Origin of the sequence: Bacillus cereus group sp. N24, assembly GCF_016483345.1 — a bacterium.
Taxonomy (GTDB): Bacteria; Bacillota; Bacilli; order Bacillales; family Bacillaceae_G; genus Bacillus_A; species Bacillus_A toyonensis.
The window spans coordinates 16883-31040 of record NZ_JAEHCA010000008.1 but is presented as its reverse complement, the minus strand read 5'-3'; the positions used below and the strand labels follow the sequence as shown (position 1 = coordinate 31040).

The window sequence follows — 14158 nt, the reverse complement described above, 5'->3', positions numbered from 1 at the left end:
CAATTCAGCTATTATAATATTTCATTTTCATTTAGGAAATAAATGGCATGAAAATATGTAAATATGCATATTGAGTATAGTTTGTAAAAAGTGATATTTGCATTATATAATATAGTTAAATGGAAAAATATAGATAAAAGAAATTAGGTGTATAGCACATGAGAATGGAAAAAAATAAATTTTTGCAAGTCGCTGCTTCAATTGGCGTGTCATCTTTTTTATTAACAGGTTGTGGTGACTATGAAGAAGAAAATGTACAACAAGAAAATACCGCTGTTAAAACGGATGGTGGGAAGCAAGGGAACGAACAAGAACCATTAAATTGTGATGATAAAGCCCCAACTACTGAAAATGTAGAAAAAGATGAGTTATGCAAGGAAAATAATCCATCATTTTCATCGTATCAAGAAAACTCTCACTTACCGATATTACCGTTCGTAGCAGGATATTTATTAGCAAGTAAAACTTCAAATATGAATTATACAGCCAAACCAAATGTAATGAAGAAACCATATACAAACAATGTTCTTTCTTATCGTGAAAAAGATGAGCGGAGAACTGGTGGCAGCGGTGGCGGAGGTTATTACGGCGGAACTAGTAGTAACAACGATTCTTCAAAGAAAGTGGATTTAAATAAACAACAGCCCAATCCATCAAATAAAGTGACGCCAGATACAAATACATCTAAATCATCTACGACACAAACGCCGAAAGTAAATTCTGGTTCAAGTGGAATCGGGAACACAAAAGCGCCAGCCGGATCATAAAGAGAAAGGATAATAGAGTCATGTATACAGAACAAGAACAGAAAGAGTATATGAAAATATGGTTTTCACTTGCGGAAGAGGCTGGTAGGAATGGTTTTACGTGGCCGAGTCTATTAGAGAATGAAGAGTGGAATCAGTATATGGCAACAGGGATGTTTCGTATGTCGGTAAACACATATACCGCTATTTCGAAAGCGACAGAAGAAATAATGTATGTGTTATATAGAACGTATCAATATATTGTACATACGACAGAAGATTTTCAAAAACTCGGATTCCCGCCTGAAACGTGGGAGATTGCGAGAATGAAACATACTGGTTTGTTTTCTTATTTTACAAGGCTCGACTTTATCGTAAATGGTGATGTTATTAAATTAATAGAAGTGAATTGTGATACACCAACAGGATATTTAGAACCTTCTGTTGCAAATGAAGTGTTGTGCCGTTATCACGATGTGAATCACCCGAATCATATTGAGGAGCATATTGTACAGGCATGGGAACAAATTAAACATGACTATAATATTGATCCTGAAGAAACGATATATTTTAGTAGCTATGATTGGCACGATGAAGACCATCAAACAGTCCAGTTTTTAAGAAGTTATTGCCTAAATCAGCCCACGGAATATATAGGAATTCAAGATATTGTAGTTACAGGTGATGGAATATATACGCCAAATGGCAAGCGAATTCATTATTTATATCGACTGTATCCAATTGAATATTTAGTTACAGATGTTGATAAAAATGGAAAAAGAATTGGTCTGCAGTTTTTAAATCATATAGCGCGAGGAAGAGTGCGAATTATTAATCCACCAGCCGCATTTGTAATGCAAAATAAAAGTGTACTTGCATTAATTTGGAAGCTTTATGAAAAAGCGGTTTTCTTCGAAGAAGAAGAGCGTGGTATTATTAATAAATACTTCCTACCAACATATTTTACAAATAAGCCATTTACAGAAAGAAATGAATCATTTGTTTCTAAACCTTTATATGGACGTGAAGGTGGGGGCGTATCTATATACGAAAATGATGAACTATTAGCTGAAGATAAAACGGAATATTACTTTGAACAACGGAAAATATATCAGCAATACATAGAAATGCCTGACTATACCATTGATACATGGGATGGTCCGTATACTGGTAAATTATTAATTGGCTCACATTGTATTAGTGGGAGAGCGGCAGGGTTATTTTTACGAGTTGGTGAGAAAATAACGGGAAACTTATCGATGTTTACTGGGGTTACGATTGAAGGATAAAATGAAAAGAAAAGCCCATCATTTTTGATGGGCTTTTTCGTCTATCTATAAAGTGTAAATTGAAATGGTAACTTTTTATTGCTGTGATGTAACACTTTCATCTTTCTTCATTTCAAAGATTTTCTTTCCATCTTCATCTACAATTTTAATAGTGTTTCTAAGTTTTGGTACACCAATATATAAAACGGGATTTTCATCTTGCCCTTTATCTTTTTCAATATGTAATACGATAACAGATGTGTCTTTTTCGTCTTGTACTTCTTTTACTGTAATTTTATCGTTTTTATACTTTTTTCCAAATGCTACATACACCATTCTTTTTCCTTCACTAATACTACCATTTGAGTAATGAATCATAGTTGGATCTTTTTGTGCTTTTTCATATAAATTTAATGGGCCATATCCGCCTTCATTATATCTGGATTTTTCTAACACCCAATACCCCTCATAGTCATTGTTAATAGAAACACATGCATGTAAAGAAATGAGCCCAAATAGTAGAAAAGGAAATAGAATTTTTTTCATTTGTTCACCTTCTTTTATTAATTCAAATGAATATACCATAGTTTAACTATTTTTTACGTAATAATACTACCATTTTTTTGTAGTATTGAATACGATCAAGTTAAAAATTAAGAAAAATATGATAATATATTTATATAAAAGTTTAAATTTTAATATACGTGGTTAGTGGGGGAACCGTTATGAAAATGAATGAAATAGTTGAGAGTACACAATTTCCGAATACAATTCAAACAATGACAAACGATTTAAAAGCACTAGGAGTCAAAAAAGGGATGACAATTATTGTTCATTCATCATTAAGTTCTATCGGCTGGATATCTGGCGGAGTGGTTGCAGTAGTAGAAGCTTTAATGAAAGTCGTTACAGAAGAAGGAACAATTATAATGCCAACACAATCTTCGGATTTATCTGATCCGAAACATTGGTCAAGGCCGCCTGTACCTGAAGATTGGTGGCAAATTATACGTGATAGCGTCCCAGCATTTGATCCACGTATAACACCAACAAGAGGAATGGGGAAAATAGTTGAATATTTTCGTACATACCCGAATGTAGTACGAAGTAATCATCCATTAGGAAGTTTTGCTGCATGGGGGAAACATGCAGAGGAAATAACAATGAATCATTCGCTATCGATGAGTTTGGGAGAGGAATCACCATTAAAAAAAATATACGATTTTGATGGGTACATATTATTAATTGGTGTTGGCTATGACTCGAATACGTCTGTTCATTTATCTGAAGTACGTTCTGGTGCATGTGAATTAATAAAAGTAGGAGCACCAATTATAGAAAACGGTGAAAGAGTGTGGAAAGAATTTGTTGAAATGGATTACGAATCAGATACGTTTGTAGAAATTGGTATAGAGTTTGAGCGAAAAGGAACTGTAACAATGGGGAAAATAGGTAATGCAACGAGCCGTCTTATGAAGCAACGTGATATAGTTGACTTTGGAACAGAATGGTTTCTTAAGAAAAATCAGTAAGGGATGGTTACAATGAAGGGGAAAAAAGTATTAATTACGAGCGGTGGTTGTTTAGAAAAATGGGATCAAGTACGGGGACATACGAATATGGCTAAAGGTACGATTGGAAGAATAATCGCAGAAGAACTTATAGCTAAAGGGGCACACGTTATATATTTACACGGCTATTTTGCTGAGAAACCGAACGATGTAAATAGAGGATTAGAATTACATCCATTTGAGGGAATTGTTGATTTGCAAGATAAAATGAAAAGTATCATTACGCATGAAAAAGTCGATGCGGTTATTATGGCAGCGGCTGGATCAGATTGGGTTGTGGAAAAGATTTGTGATCAAGATGGCAATGTTCTTAATATGGATGGGAAAATTTCAAGTGATATAGCACCAATTATACATTTTCAAAAAGCTCCAAAAGTATTGAAGCAAATAAAACAATGGGATCCGGAAACAGTACTCGTTGGTTTTAAGCTTGAAAGTGATTTAAGTGAAGAAGAACTGTTTGAGAGAGCGAAAAATAGAATGAAAGAAGCAAAGGCGAATGTAATGATAGCAAATTCAACACATTCTTTATATTCGCGAGGGGCTGTACACTATGTAATTGGACAAGATGGTAAAGGAAAGTTATGTAAAGGGAAAGATGAAACAGCGAAAGAAATTGTCAAAAGCTTAGAGATATTATGTAATCGTATTACTGCTTTGTAAAATTAAGTTTTTAGATAAGAATGAATCTGCATAGTATATAGGTAAGCGAAACTTTAATTAGTGGGAATTTTACTTTTACACGAATGTGAAGCATAAACCAATCAAGAGCTATACGCAGAATAATTGGTGAGGAGTGGATTCTATGGAACATTTATTAAAGCAAGCTATTAAACTTAGAAATGAAAAGAAATATGCGCAGTCTAGAGAAATACTTATAGGATTAACAAACTTTACAAAAGATGCAGAAGTACTGTACCAATGTGCATGGACACACGATGTCATGGGATTAGAAACAGGAGCAGTTCCGTATTATGAGCAGGCGATCGCAAATGGACTTGATGGTGAATCCCTTTGCGGTGCCTATATCGGTTTAGGGAGTACATATCGTTGCATTGGAGAGTATGAAAAGGCAATTGTGGTACTAGAAGCTGGAGTAAAGAAATTCCCTGAGAACGATCCGATGAGAGTATTTTTATCATTAGCAAAGTATAATGTAAACGAACATGAATCCGCAATGAAATTATTACTTGAAACAGTCGTGAAAGTAGATGAAGTAAAAGAATTTGAACGTGCCATTTCATTTTATAAAGACCACTTAAACGAGGTGTTTAAATAGAGGAGTGAACGTATGAGTGTCACACTATCGCGAAGGCGAAAAGGTATCTGGATTGGACTCGTATCTTGCATTATGTTATCCAACTATTTATTGTATGCCCTTCCCATTGTACCAGCTGCTCCAAAAGAAGTAGTGCTTGGGTCATTATTAGATTGTATGTTTGTAATTCCAGTCATCACGTATTTCTTTATTATTCGAAAAAGATACTCGTTAGCGTATATCTTTCCTGTCGTCATAGCTGGATATATATTTGCGAGATTTATAATTCCAAGCGACTATTTACAAGCTTTTTCATTCGTTTCTTATATAGTAGTGACGGGGGAAATTGCATTTGTAGCTTTACAATTGTTCCTTCTATATAAAATCGTGACAATGCTTCCTAAAATAATTAATAAATATAAAGCATATAAAAAAGAGTATTCTTCATTCTCTTATTCAATTGATGCAGCATTTGATGACACTATGAAAAGAAGTAAAGTTATAAATATCATGCTTACTGAGTGTAAGCTAATCTATTATGCGGTATTATCTTGGCGTGCAAAAGTACCAGATGACGAATTTACCTATTCCTACCATAAAAACACCGGTGCTATAGGTGTTTATATCATGATAATTCACGCAACAGCAATTGAAAGTATCGGTTTTCATTATTTACTTCATCAATGGAATCCAGTAATAGCTTGGATTTTATTTATTTTAAACGTATATGCGATGATTTATTTTATAGCTGAAATACAAGCGATACGTAAAAATCCAATTATCATAACAGAAAAACAAGTAATGATTCAAATCGGATTAGGAAAGAAAATCGTTTTGCCATTTACACAAATTGATAATATTACGTTCTACAAGGGGGAATCACTAACGGCAAAAGAAGAGAAAGAGGTATTGGATGCAACTGTTATGGAGTTCATAAAAGAACCTGCTACTTTTGAAATAACGTTAAAAGAGCCAGTAAAAGCGCAGGTGTTATATGGTTTTTCTAAAACAGTAAATCGTGTGCACTTAAATGTTGATGAGGAACGGAAATTTTATAATGCGATTTCTGAAAGATTAAAACTTATAAGTCATGAATAGTGAAAAACTCCTTCTAAAATAAGAGGGAGTTTTATTGTGTAATTGTAGACAACAATATAAACAACTACATACTTCTTAATTACTATATAAATGGATATAATTAAGGATAGAAATAGCATAAGGGGAACAAAATAATGAATCAATTACGTACATCAAAAATTGAAATTACAGAAAGAAAAATTCGGTATGATTCGACAATAGTGGATTACGATTGCTTATTGCTGAAAAAACAATCGGAAAGTATCGTGTTATTTCACGAGGTCCAGCATCCATTTACAATGACGGCACACGATACAAAGTTAACTATTCAAAAAGGAAGTTACACAATTGCATACTACTGGGAAGATCGTCCTTACAATTTATACGTATGGAGAGATAAGGAAGGGAATTATGTAGGCGCCTATTTTAATATCGTAAAAAATACACAAATAACAGAAGAAGTAGTTTCCTTCGAAGATTTAATTATCGATATTATGGTACTTCCAAATGGAGAATATTTCATATTAGATGAGGATGAATTACCGGAGCCGATAGAAAAATTTGAAGATGGATTTGTAAAAGAAGCTCTTCATACATTGACGGATACAATTCAAGAGTTGCTTCCTAAAATTATAATAGAAACTGCTACTGTCTTTAAAAATAAATAATGTTCATTAAAACCTAGTTGACTTATCGGAAATATTTGTATAATATGTAGTTAATTCTATAACAAGTGGCTGATTGGAGAAACCAAAGGCATTTTATCTATTGATAAAATGCCTTTGGTTTTTTTATTAGTTACATAACAGCTTAATCAATTAATCCGAATGATTCATATTAGGGAGGGTGAACGTGTGACCGTTTCAATTAAAGGGGTATCTAAGAAATTTGCGAAAGCGGTAGGTAGTGTTCAAGTATTAGAGAATATTAATTTTCAATTAGAGAAAGGGGATTTTGTTACAGTAATTGGTCCGAGTGGGTGCGGAAAAAGTACATTACTAAAAATTGTTGCAGGTCTAGATAATAATTTTGAAGGTGAAGTTGTTATTGACGGGGAGCCTATCTTAAAACCGAGTAAGAAACAAGGTTTTATTTTTCAAGAACATAGGCTTTTTCCATGGTTAACAGTTGAAGAAAATATCGCAGCAGATTTATCACTAAAAGATAAGTATGTAAAAGATAAGGTGAAGGAATGGGTTGAGATTGTTCGTTTGGATGGCTTTGAAAAGGCATATCCGAAAGAAGTTTCAGGTGGGATGTCACAACGTATTGCGATAGCAAGAGCTTTGTTAAGAGATCCGAATGTGTTATTACTTGATGAGCCGTTTGGGGCGCTTGATGCGTTTACTCGAAGTCATTTGCAAGAAGTACTGTTGAATATTTGGGAACAGAAGAAAACGACTATGATATTCGTTACACACGATATAGATGAAGCGATATACCTATCAAATCGAATTATCATTATGAGTGCAAATCCAGGGGAAATACATAAAGTGATTGAAAATAATTTACCTTATCCACGTAGTAAAACATCGGAATCATTCCAACAACTTCGAACGAAGGTGTTACAGCAGTTTGAACATGGTGGATTGATTCAAACAAGTATATAGGAAAAGGGTGAATATGTATGTATAAAAAAGTTAAGGCACTTTCTTTTGCTTTAGCTATTTCTTTATTTTTATTCGGATGCGAGAAAGGCACAGCAAGTAGTAAGAAGGAAGATGTAACAATCCAAATTGGTATACAACAAGGATTAAGTCCATTATTATTAGCGCAAAAAAAGGGGTGGTTTGAAGAGACGTTTAAAAATGAAGGAGTTAAAGTGAAATGGACAGAGTTCCAAAGCGGCCCTCCTTATTTTGAGGCTATCGCATCGAATCGATTAGATTTTGGTGAAGTTGGGAACTCCCCAGTCATTTCAGCGCAAGCAGCAGGTATTGGATTTACCGAAATTGCTAATACAAGTTATGCGAGAAAAGGAACAGGTATTCTCGTCCAAAAAGATAGCAAGATTACGAGTGTAAAAGATTTGAAAGGTAAAAAAATTGCAGTGGCAAAAGGAAGTAGCGCATTTAATTTATTGTATCGAGCACTAGATAAAGAAGGTATCGATGCAAAAGATGTAAATGTGATTCAGTTACAACCAGATGAAGCACAGCCAGCTTTTGAATCAGGATCAGTCGATGCATGGGCAATTTGGGATCCATTCATATCATTACATACGGTGAATAAAGGAGCGAAGGTTATTGCAGATGGTGAAACATTAAATGTCTCTTCACCAGAGTTTTTAATTGCAAGAACAAAATTTGCGAAAGAACACCCAGAATTAGTTGAGAAATTCCTCCAGGTTTATGAAAAAGCACGTGTATGGCAAGAGGCAAACTTAGATGAAGCAATAAAAATATACACGTCTGCTAAGAAGATAGATGCAGAGATTGTAAAAGAAGTGTTTCATCACGACAAACCAATTTTAGTTCCAGTAACGAAAGAAATAAAAGCGGAGCAACAAAAGACAGCGGATTTTCAATATAAGCTCGGTTCTATAAAGAAAGAAATAAAGACTGATAAAGTTGTAGATAATTCTTTCGTAGAAAAAGCATTAAAGGCGAAGTGAAAAGAGGTTTTGTAAATTGGGGAATACGAAAGCTGTTATTAAACGGGCGAGTATAACGATAGAGAAAACCAACGTGAAAAAAGTACGGAAGACGAATGTAAAAGGTTTAATACGGGCAATTATTATACCGATTATCGTATTAGTTATTTGGCAGTTAGCTGGTGTACTCGATCTTGTTTCTAAAACTGTTTTACCAACGCCATTCGATATTTTTCTTGCTTTTCAAGAACTAATAAAAACAGGAGAATTATTTGGCCATTTAAGTATAAGTGTATTCAGGGCGGCGGCTGGTTTCTTTATCGGCGGGAGCTTAGGAATTATTTTAGGAACGATTGTTGGGTTTTCTAAAAGAAGTGAGCAATATTTAGATCCGTCAGTACAAATGTTAAGAACTGTACCTCATTTAGCTGTTGCGCCACTTTTCGTATTATGGTTTGGTTTTGGCGAAACATCGAAAGTATTATTAATTGCGGACGGTGCATTTTTTCCTTTATACGTAAATGCGTTTTTAGGGATACGAGGTGTAGACTCAAAGTTATTTGATGTTGCGAGAGTATTAGAGTTTAATAAACGAAAATTAATTACGAAATTAATTTTACCTGCAGCATTGCCTAACCTTTTACTTGGAGCAAGGTTATCGTTAGGTGTTGCATGGGTGAGTTTAGTTGTAGCAGAACTTATGGGATCTACTGAAGGTATTGGCTATATGATTATGGATGCAAGGCAATTTTCAAATACAGATATTGTATTTGTCGGTATTATAATCTTTGCATTTGTCGGGAAGTTTTCTGATTCATTCGTCCGTTTACTAGAAGTGAAGTTTTTAAGATGGCGAGATAATTTTAAAGGTGAGACAGGGAATTAACATATAAAGTGAAACTTTAATCAGTAGGGGGTGTTCATTCCCTACTGATTATCAGCCCTCACCAATCGGGCTTTTACGGGCAGTTGTTCCCAACCTAACTTCTTTGCTTTCGCTGAATTTTGAGGTGGGGAACTTACTGCCCGTTAATGCGGGATAAATTATTAGGGGTAATTTAAATAGAGTGTGTTAGTATACGTTTCAGAATAAATAAGGGGTGTGTAAAGGTATGGAATTATTATGGTTTATCCCGGCTTATGGAGATGGTCGATATTTAGGAACGACAAAACGAGGAAGAGCAGCTGAGTATGGTTATTATAAACAAGTTGCTGAGGCGGCTGATTATTTAGGATATACGGGTGTTTTACTTCCAACGGGTCAAGGATGTGAAGACCCTTGGGTGTTAGCTTCAGCTCTTGCTGCTGAAACAGAAAAACTAAAATTTTTAGTAGCAGTGAGACCAGGATTAATGTCACCTACAGTTGCAGCGAGGATGGCAGCTACATTTGATAGAATTTCAGATGGTCGATTACTTATTAATGTAGTAGCTGGAGGAGATCCCGTTGAACTGCAAGGAGATGGATTGTATCTTGAACATGACGAAAGGTATGAAGCAGCGGCTGAATTTTTAAAAGTTTGGAAATCGACCTTGCAAGGTGAAACGATCTCATTAGAAGGAAAACATATTAAAGTTACAGAAAGTAAAGTCGTGTTCCCGCCAGTCCAAACACCGTATCCTCCTATATATTTCGGAGGGTCATCAGCTGCTGGAAAAGAAGTTGCAGCTGAACATAGTGATGTATATTTAACGTGGGGAGAGCCACCTCAGCAAGTAAAAGAGAAAATAGAGGAAGTAAGAAAACTTGCAGAAGAGAAGGGACGTACGGTACGATTCGGTATCAGGTTGCACGTAATTGTAAGAGAAACAGAAGAAGAAGCATGGGAAGAGGCAGAACGTTTAATTCAATATGTAGATAATCAAACGATTGAGCTTGCTCAAAAGACATTTGCAAGATATGATTCAGTTGGCCAAAAACGGATGACATATTTAAATAAAGGAACATGGGAGTCGTTAGAGATAAGCCCAAACTTATGGGCTGGAATCGGACTTGTAAGAGGTGGTGCAGGCACTGCACTTGTAGGAGATCCGCAAACGGTAGCGGAAAGAATAAAAGAATATGAAGCGTTAGGAATTGATACATTTGTTTTATCGGGATATCCTCATTTAGAAGAGGCATATGAAGTGGCAGAACTGTTATTCCCTTTATTGAAAGATGAGAAGAAACAAGAAAATAAAATTGTTGGTGAAATGATAGCTGATGCATTTGCATTAAAAAAATAATGAGAAAAAACCCGCAAGCGATTCGCATGCGGGTTTTCATCGTAAACTATCAGGAAATATGGTAAAATTAAATAGTAACTTAAGGTACGGTTGGTTGTTCAATTATCACTTCTCCGAATAGGAGGGGGGTGATAATACATGAGTGAAATAGCGTTGCTACTGCAGGGTGGACTGTTTCTCGTTGCATTGTTAACGTTCGTCGTCGTTTTAATAGACAAGCTCAAAAAATAACAACCCACCTAAGCCAATAGAATGTGGGTTGTTTTGTTTGTAAGAAACAAATAGGATAAGTGAACAATCCAATCTGCTAAGTTACGTGGACTAGTGTGTAGCCGCACACTAGTCTTTTTTATTTATATACAATTTATAATTAGTTTATGTGATTGTATTGTTCTTTTCATACTCATTATAACACAGTGTCTTTTCATGAAGAAAGGAGACCGTATGTTCTGATTTTGATTAAATAGTAGATGGTGTTTCTTTAAATAACCCATCCATATACTGTTTTAAAGTTTGGACATAAAATTCTTGCTTATTCACATTATTTACGCCGACAATTGGCGATGCAAGTTCATATCGCTTTTCTGATAAATGAACGACAACATCAAAGATGTCAAACAAACGAATGAAGCAGAAGAGGCCGTCTTTATCGCTAAGTAAAATAAAGTAATGGTTTTCACTATTTGTATTTAATGTATTCCATAATGAACTTTTGCTTAAGTCACGAACAATACTCTTTTCTTTTAATTCCATGAAATCGGCATTTGATAGAATATTAGAAATATCAATTGCATCTGGATCTTCAAAGTAGCCATCAATTGTTTGTACAGCGAAAGCGTAAGCCATTTTTAATACGCTCATTTTGTATTTACGGTTATCTAAAAGTAATTCACGTTGAATAGAGCTAGCTACTTTCGTTACACGTTCTTCTTTCCAAATTTCATTATGTAGAGAAATATCGTGCTTTTTACATAGTTTCATAATTAATGCATTGGAATAAAGTATTTCATCACTTACTTCAACAACATCTGTCTCAGCCGCCGCAAGTTCCTCACCATGCTCATTTGTATAGAGAGGGGAGTCGATTTGTTTTTTCATTTGCTCAATCTTAAATTGACTTAATTTATGCCTAATTAAAGGGCGATCAATATTTGTTGTCATTTGTTCATGACAAGTATCACAAATTGAGTTTGTGAAATAATAGCCACATAATATTTCTGGGATGACATATTGTTCACTCAGTTCTTTCGTATCTTTTCTGCAAATGATGCATTGTGTCATTTTTATCACCTTTACCTGCAAATTTGTATGTATTCTCATTGTAGTGTATTTATTGGTATTTTGGAATATTGTAAAGGAAAATATTATGTGAAATTAAAGTTTAATTTGGTACAATAAAGAGAAGTGCTAGTTTAAAGGAGGACGTTTGTTTGAAATCGAAAGTGCACTTTTGGACATTAGAAGTGCTAATGGTTGTAGGAATCATATTTATTTGCACAAAAATATCGTTTCTCTTTCAACCGATTGGTATCTTCATATCAACATTGTTTTTCCCAATCTTAATCGCGCTTTTTTTATACTTCATATTTAATCCTGTATTAGTCTTTTTGGAGAATAAAAAAGTACCTAGAAATTTAGCGATTCTACTGTTATATCTTTTTATCATCACATTAACTGCGGTTGGCGTTGGAGTAGTTGTTCCGACGATTTCACAACAGTTAATGGATTTAGTGAAAAATATGCCAGGGTATATAAAAGAGGGAAAAGTATACATACAAGATTTATCACATCACAGATTGTTTGAATGGTTATCTACACAAAATTACGTTTCCATTGAAACAATTGAAAAAAATGCAATTGAATACTTAAAGGATATACCAAATACAATTACGTCGAGTGCAACGGCTTTATTTGGTATCATCACGAACGTTGCGTTAGTTATCTTTACAGTACCGTTCATTTTATTTTACATGTTTAAAGATGGGCATGCCTTTCCAGGAAAAGCGGTTAGCTTATTACCAGAGTCTTACCGTGAAGAAGGACTTCGTATCATAAAGGAAACGAATGAAACGTTATCTGCATATATTCAAGGGCAAGCGCTCGTTTGTATATTTGTTGGTGCTTTTACTTTCATCGGTTATTTAATTATCGATTTACCGTACGCTTTTGTTTTAGGAATTATTGCAGCATTTACAAATATCATTCCTAACTTAGGTCCATTTATCGGTGCGGCACCAGCTGTTATTGTAGGTTTGTTCGTATCTCCGATGCAAGCATTGTACGTAATTATTATTGTTACAATTGTACAACAGTTTGAAAGTAATATTATTTCACCACGTATTATGAGTTCGAAATTAAATATTCACCCGTTAACAATTATTATCTTAATTTTAGGGGTAGGTAATTTCGCGGGAATTATCGGAATGATTTTAGCAGTACCGGTTTATGCAGTAACAAAAACAGTTGTTTCAAACTTAGTAAGATTGTTTAAAACGAAACGAAATAATCGAAAATAGTATATGTTGAGGAAGATACACCGCTTTTTAAGTGGTGTATCTTTCGTTTGTTAATCAATATAAAAAAGTGTATTAATGCGATTTTATTATATGTTTTTTATATATCAAATTTAACGGTAAATTTGTGGGATTTAAGGTCTATAAAACTATGTGGAATCCCTCTGAACTATCCAAATCATTTCTTTACACCGTACTATCAACATCATAATCGACTCCTTTCAAGTTAATTCATATAAATTATAGGTGAGTGTAATATTTACTTTTACAATCACGAATTTCATCAATAATTTGTTTATACTGTTGCTCTTGTTTTAATTCATTTTGAGAAATCGTTTCTTTTTGAATCGTAATAGTTAAAAAGAAAAGGTGAAACTTCATATGTGAATTCCTCCTTTCAAATGGGAATTACAAATGACTACAGTAATGACTCTGTCTTTCTTTTACATAATCCATAGCTTGATTAATTTGACGTTCGTGAAGCATTTCAGTTTCAGAAAAATTATGTTTTTGAATGGTAATGGTTAAAAAGAATACTTTAAATTTCATTAGATTTTTACCCCTTTATAAGTTATTTAGAACAGACGATTGTAAAAAGAAGATTGAAGCTCTTTTACTTCGTCCATAGTAGTTTGAACGTGTTGATCGTGTAAAACCTCATTTTGTGAAAGCTTACGTTTTTGAATGGTAATGGTTAAAAAGAATGCTTTAAATTTCATGAAGATATTGCTCCTTTAAAATATATTTTTAATACATTTGTGTATAGTATGAAATTTTAATGTCAGTTATTTTATCAGTTGTTTGTTTTACTTGTTGTTTACGAATGATTTCATCTTCAGATAAAGTGTTTTTCTGAAGTGCAGTCGTAAAAAAGAAAATATGAAAAGTCATAAATGAATTCCTCCTT

At 34.1% G+C, this 14158-nt stretch carries 19 protein-coding genes; 13 read left to right on the top strand and 6 right to left on the bottom strand.

What is annotated here, in order from left to right:
• The first annotated feature begins 158 nt into the window (after positions 1-158).
• Both JDS95_RS13990 and JDS95_RS13985 read left to right on the top strand, forming a co-directional pair.
• Entirely contained in the window at positions 159-767 is a 609-nt protein-coding gene (locus JDS95_RS13990) for a hypothetical protein (RefSeq protein WP_001242219.1), read from the top strand.
• A 20-nt stretch (positions 768-787) separates the two neighbouring features.
• Positions 788-2035, top strand: a complete 1248-nt coding sequence (locus JDS95_RS13985; protein ID WP_000287860.1) for a glutathionylspermidine synthase family protein — start codon at positions 788-790, stop codon at positions 2033-2035.
• 75 nt (positions 2036-2110) lie between these two features.
• Here JDS95_RS13985 and JDS95_RS13980 read toward each other — a convergent pair whose 3' ends face one another.
• A complete protein-coding gene (locus JDS95_RS13980) occupies positions 2111-2560 on the bottom strand; it encodes a hypothetical protein (RefSeq protein WP_016108610.1) in 450 nt (149 codons plus the stop codon).
• A gap of 185 nt (positions 2561-2745) precedes the next feature.
• Here JDS95_RS13980 and JDS95_RS13975 point away from each other — a divergent pair, with 185 nt between their 5' ends.
• The 10 genes from JDS95_RS13975 to JDS95_RS31145 all read left to right on the top strand — a co-directional run bounded on the left by JDS95_RS13975 (position 2746) and on the right by JDS95_RS31145 (position 10969).
• Positions 2746-3546, top strand: a complete 801-nt coding sequence (locus tag JDS95_RS13975; protein ID WP_134853403.1) for an AAC(3) family N-acetyltransferase — start codon at positions 2746-2748, stop codon at positions 3544-3546.
• Positions 3547-3558: 12 nt separating this feature from the next.
• Positions 3559-4248, top strand: coding sequence for a phosphopantothenoylcysteine decarboxylase domain-containing protein (locus JDS95_RS13970; RefSeq protein WP_000676696.1), 690 nt, complete (start codon positions 3559-3561; stop codon positions 4246-4248).
• A 142-nt stretch (positions 4249-4390) separates the two neighbouring features.
• Positions 4391-4864, top strand: a complete 474-nt coding sequence (locus JDS95_RS13965; protein WP_000400642.1) for a tetratricopeptide repeat protein — start codon at positions 4391-4393, stop codon at positions 4862-4864.
• A gap of 12 nt (positions 4865-4876) precedes the next feature.
• A complete protein-coding gene (locus tag JDS95_RS13960; RefSeq protein WP_199690555.1) occupies positions 4877-5941 on the top strand; it encodes a hypothetical protein in 1065 nt (354 codons plus the stop codon).
• Positions 5942-6075: 134 nt separating this feature from the next.
• Entirely contained in the window at positions 6076-6588 is a 513-nt protein-coding gene (locus tag JDS95_RS13955; RefSeq protein ID WP_001072799.1) for a ribonuclease FAU-1 family protein, read from the top strand.
• A gap of 186 nt (positions 6589-6774) precedes the next feature.
• Complete coding sequence (locus JDS95_RS13950) at positions 6775-7530, top strand: ABC transporter ATP-binding protein (RefSeq protein WP_033660586.1); 756 nt, start codon at positions 6775-6777, stop codon at positions 7528-7530.
• A gap of 17 nt (positions 7531-7547) precedes the next feature.
• On the top strand, positions 7548-8534 hold the full coding sequence (locus tag JDS95_RS13945; RefSeq protein WP_000277218.1) for an aliphatic sulfonate ABC transporter substrate-binding protein: 987 nt from the start codon (positions 7548-7550) through the stop codon (positions 8532-8534).
• 16 nt (positions 8535-8550) lie between these two features.
• Positions 8551-9399, top strand: coding sequence for an ABC transporter permease (locus tag JDS95_RS13940; protein ID WP_000528519.1), 849 nt, complete (start codon positions 8551-8553; stop codon positions 9397-9399).
• A 226-nt stretch (positions 9400-9625) separates the two neighbouring features.
• Positions 9626-10738, top strand: coding sequence for an FMNH2-dependent alkanesulfonate monooxygenase (gene ssuD, locus JDS95_RS13935; RefSeq protein ID WP_000422264.1), 1113 nt, complete (start codon positions 9626-9628; stop codon positions 10736-10738).
• Between the two features lie 138 nt (positions 10739-10876).
• Positions 10877-10969, top strand: coding sequence for a putative holin-like toxin (locus JDS95_RS31145; RefSeq protein WP_001289320.1), 93 nt, complete (start codon positions 10877-10879; stop codon positions 10967-10969).
• A gap of 228 nt (positions 10970-11197) precedes the next feature.
• Here the strand turns inward: JDS95_RS31145 and JDS95_RS13930 are convergent, their stop codons facing one another.
• Positions 11198-12019 carry an HNH endonuclease gene (locus JDS95_RS13930; RefSeq protein ID WP_000189689.1) on the bottom strand — a complete coding sequence of 274 codons (822 nt, stop codon included), beginning with the start codon at positions 12017-12019 and terminating at the stop codon, positions 11198-11200.
• 149 nt (positions 12020-12168) lie between these two features.
• Here JDS95_RS13930 and JDS95_RS13925 point away from each other — a divergent pair, with 149 nt between their 5' ends.
• Positions 12169-13254, top strand: a complete 1086-nt coding sequence (locus JDS95_RS13925) for an AI-2E family transporter (RefSeq protein WP_000837897.1) — start codon at positions 12169-12171, stop codon at positions 13252-13254.
• A gap of 237 nt (positions 13255-13491) precedes the next feature.
• Here the strand turns inward: JDS95_RS13925 and JDS95_RS13920 are convergent, their stop codons facing one another.
• The 4 genes from JDS95_RS13920 to JDS95_RS13905 are packed head-to-tail and all read right to left on the bottom strand — an operon-like array spanning position 13492 to position 14142.
• Positions 13492-13632: a YrzI family small protein gene (locus JDS95_RS13920; protein ID WP_000668494.1), complete on the bottom strand. Its 141-nt coding sequence runs from the start codon at positions 13630-13632 to the stop codon at positions 13492-13494.
• A gap of 27 nt (positions 13633-13659) precedes the next feature.
• On the bottom strand, positions 13660-13800 hold the full coding sequence (locus tag JDS95_RS13915; RefSeq protein WP_000669801.1) for a YrzI family small protein: 141 nt from the start codon (positions 13798-13800) through the stop codon (positions 13660-13662).
• A gap of 26 nt (positions 13801-13826) precedes the next feature.
• Positions 13827-13970, bottom strand: a complete 144-nt coding sequence (locus JDS95_RS13910) for a YrzI family small protein (RefSeq protein ID WP_000668979.1) — start codon at positions 13968-13970, stop codon at positions 13827-13829.
• A gap of 28 nt (positions 13971-13998) precedes the next feature.
• Entirely contained in the window at positions 13999-14142 is a 144-nt protein-coding gene (locus JDS95_RS13905; RefSeq protein ID WP_000142707.1) for a YrzI family small protein, read from the bottom strand.
• Between the last annotated feature and the right edge of the window lie 16 nt (positions 14143-14158).

Bases quoted from the DNA above. Each gene is read 5' to 3' on its own strand.
- JDS95_RS13990 (WP_001242219.1), top strand. From the start codon at position 159: ATGAGAATGGAAAAAAATAAATTTTTGCAAGTCGCTGCTTCAATTGGC.
- JDS95_RS13985 (WP_000287860.1), top strand. From the start codon at position 788: ATGTATACAGAACAAGAACAGAAAGAGTATATGAAAATATGGTTTTCA.
- JDS95_RS13980 (WP_016108610.1), bottom strand. From the start codon at position 2,560: ATGAAAAAAATTCTATTTCCTTTTCTACTATTTGGGCTCATTTCTTTA.
- JDS95_RS13975 (WP_134853403.1), top strand. From the start codon at position 2,746: ATGAATGAAATAGTTGAGAGTACACAATTTCCGAATACAATTCAAACA.
- JDS95_RS13970 (WP_000676696.1), top strand. From the start codon at position 3,559: ATGAAGGGGAAAAAAGTATTAATTACGAGCGGTGGTTGTTTAGAAAAA.
- JDS95_RS13965 (WP_000400642.1), top strand. From the start codon at position 4,391: ATGGAACATTTATTAAAGCAAGCTATTAAACTTAGAAATGAAAAGAAA.
- JDS95_RS13960 (WP_199690555.1), top strand. From the start codon at position 4,877: ATGAGTGTCACACTATCGCGAAGGCGAAAAGGTATCTGGATTGGACTC.
- JDS95_RS13955 (WP_001072799.1), top strand. From the start codon at position 6,076: ATGAATCAATTACGTACATCAAAAATTGAAATTACAGAAAGAAAAATT.
- JDS95_RS13945 (WP_000277218.1), top strand. From the start codon at position 7,548: ATGTATAAAAAAGTTAAGGCACTTTCTTTTGCTTTAGCTATTTCTTTA.
- ssuD (WP_000422264.1), top strand. From the start codon at position 9,626: ATGGAATTATTATGGTTTATCCCGGCTTATGGAGATGGTCGATATTTA.
- JDS95_RS31145 (WP_001289320.1), top strand. From the start codon at position 10,877: ATGAGTGAAATAGCGTTGCTACTGCAGGGTGGACTGTTTCTCGTTGCA.
- JDS95_RS13930 (WP_000189689.1), bottom strand. From the start codon at position 12,019: ATGACACAATGCATCATTTGCAGAAAAGATACGAAAGAACTGAGTGAA.
- JDS95_RS13920 (WP_000668494.1), bottom strand. From the start codon at position 13,632: ATGAAGTTTCACCTTTTCTTTTTAACTATTACGATTCAAAAAGAAACG.
- JDS95_RS13915 (WP_000669801.1), bottom strand. From the start codon at position 13,800: ATGAAATTTAAAGTATTCTTTTTAACCATTACCATTCAAAAACATAAT.
- JDS95_RS13910 (WP_000668979.1), bottom strand. From the start codon at position 13,970: ATGAAATTTAAAGCATTCTTTTTAACCATTACCATTCAAAAACGTAAG.
- JDS95_RS13905 (WP_000142707.1), bottom strand. From the start codon at position 14,142: ATGACTTTTCATATTTTCTTTTTTACGACTGCACTTCAGAAAAACACT.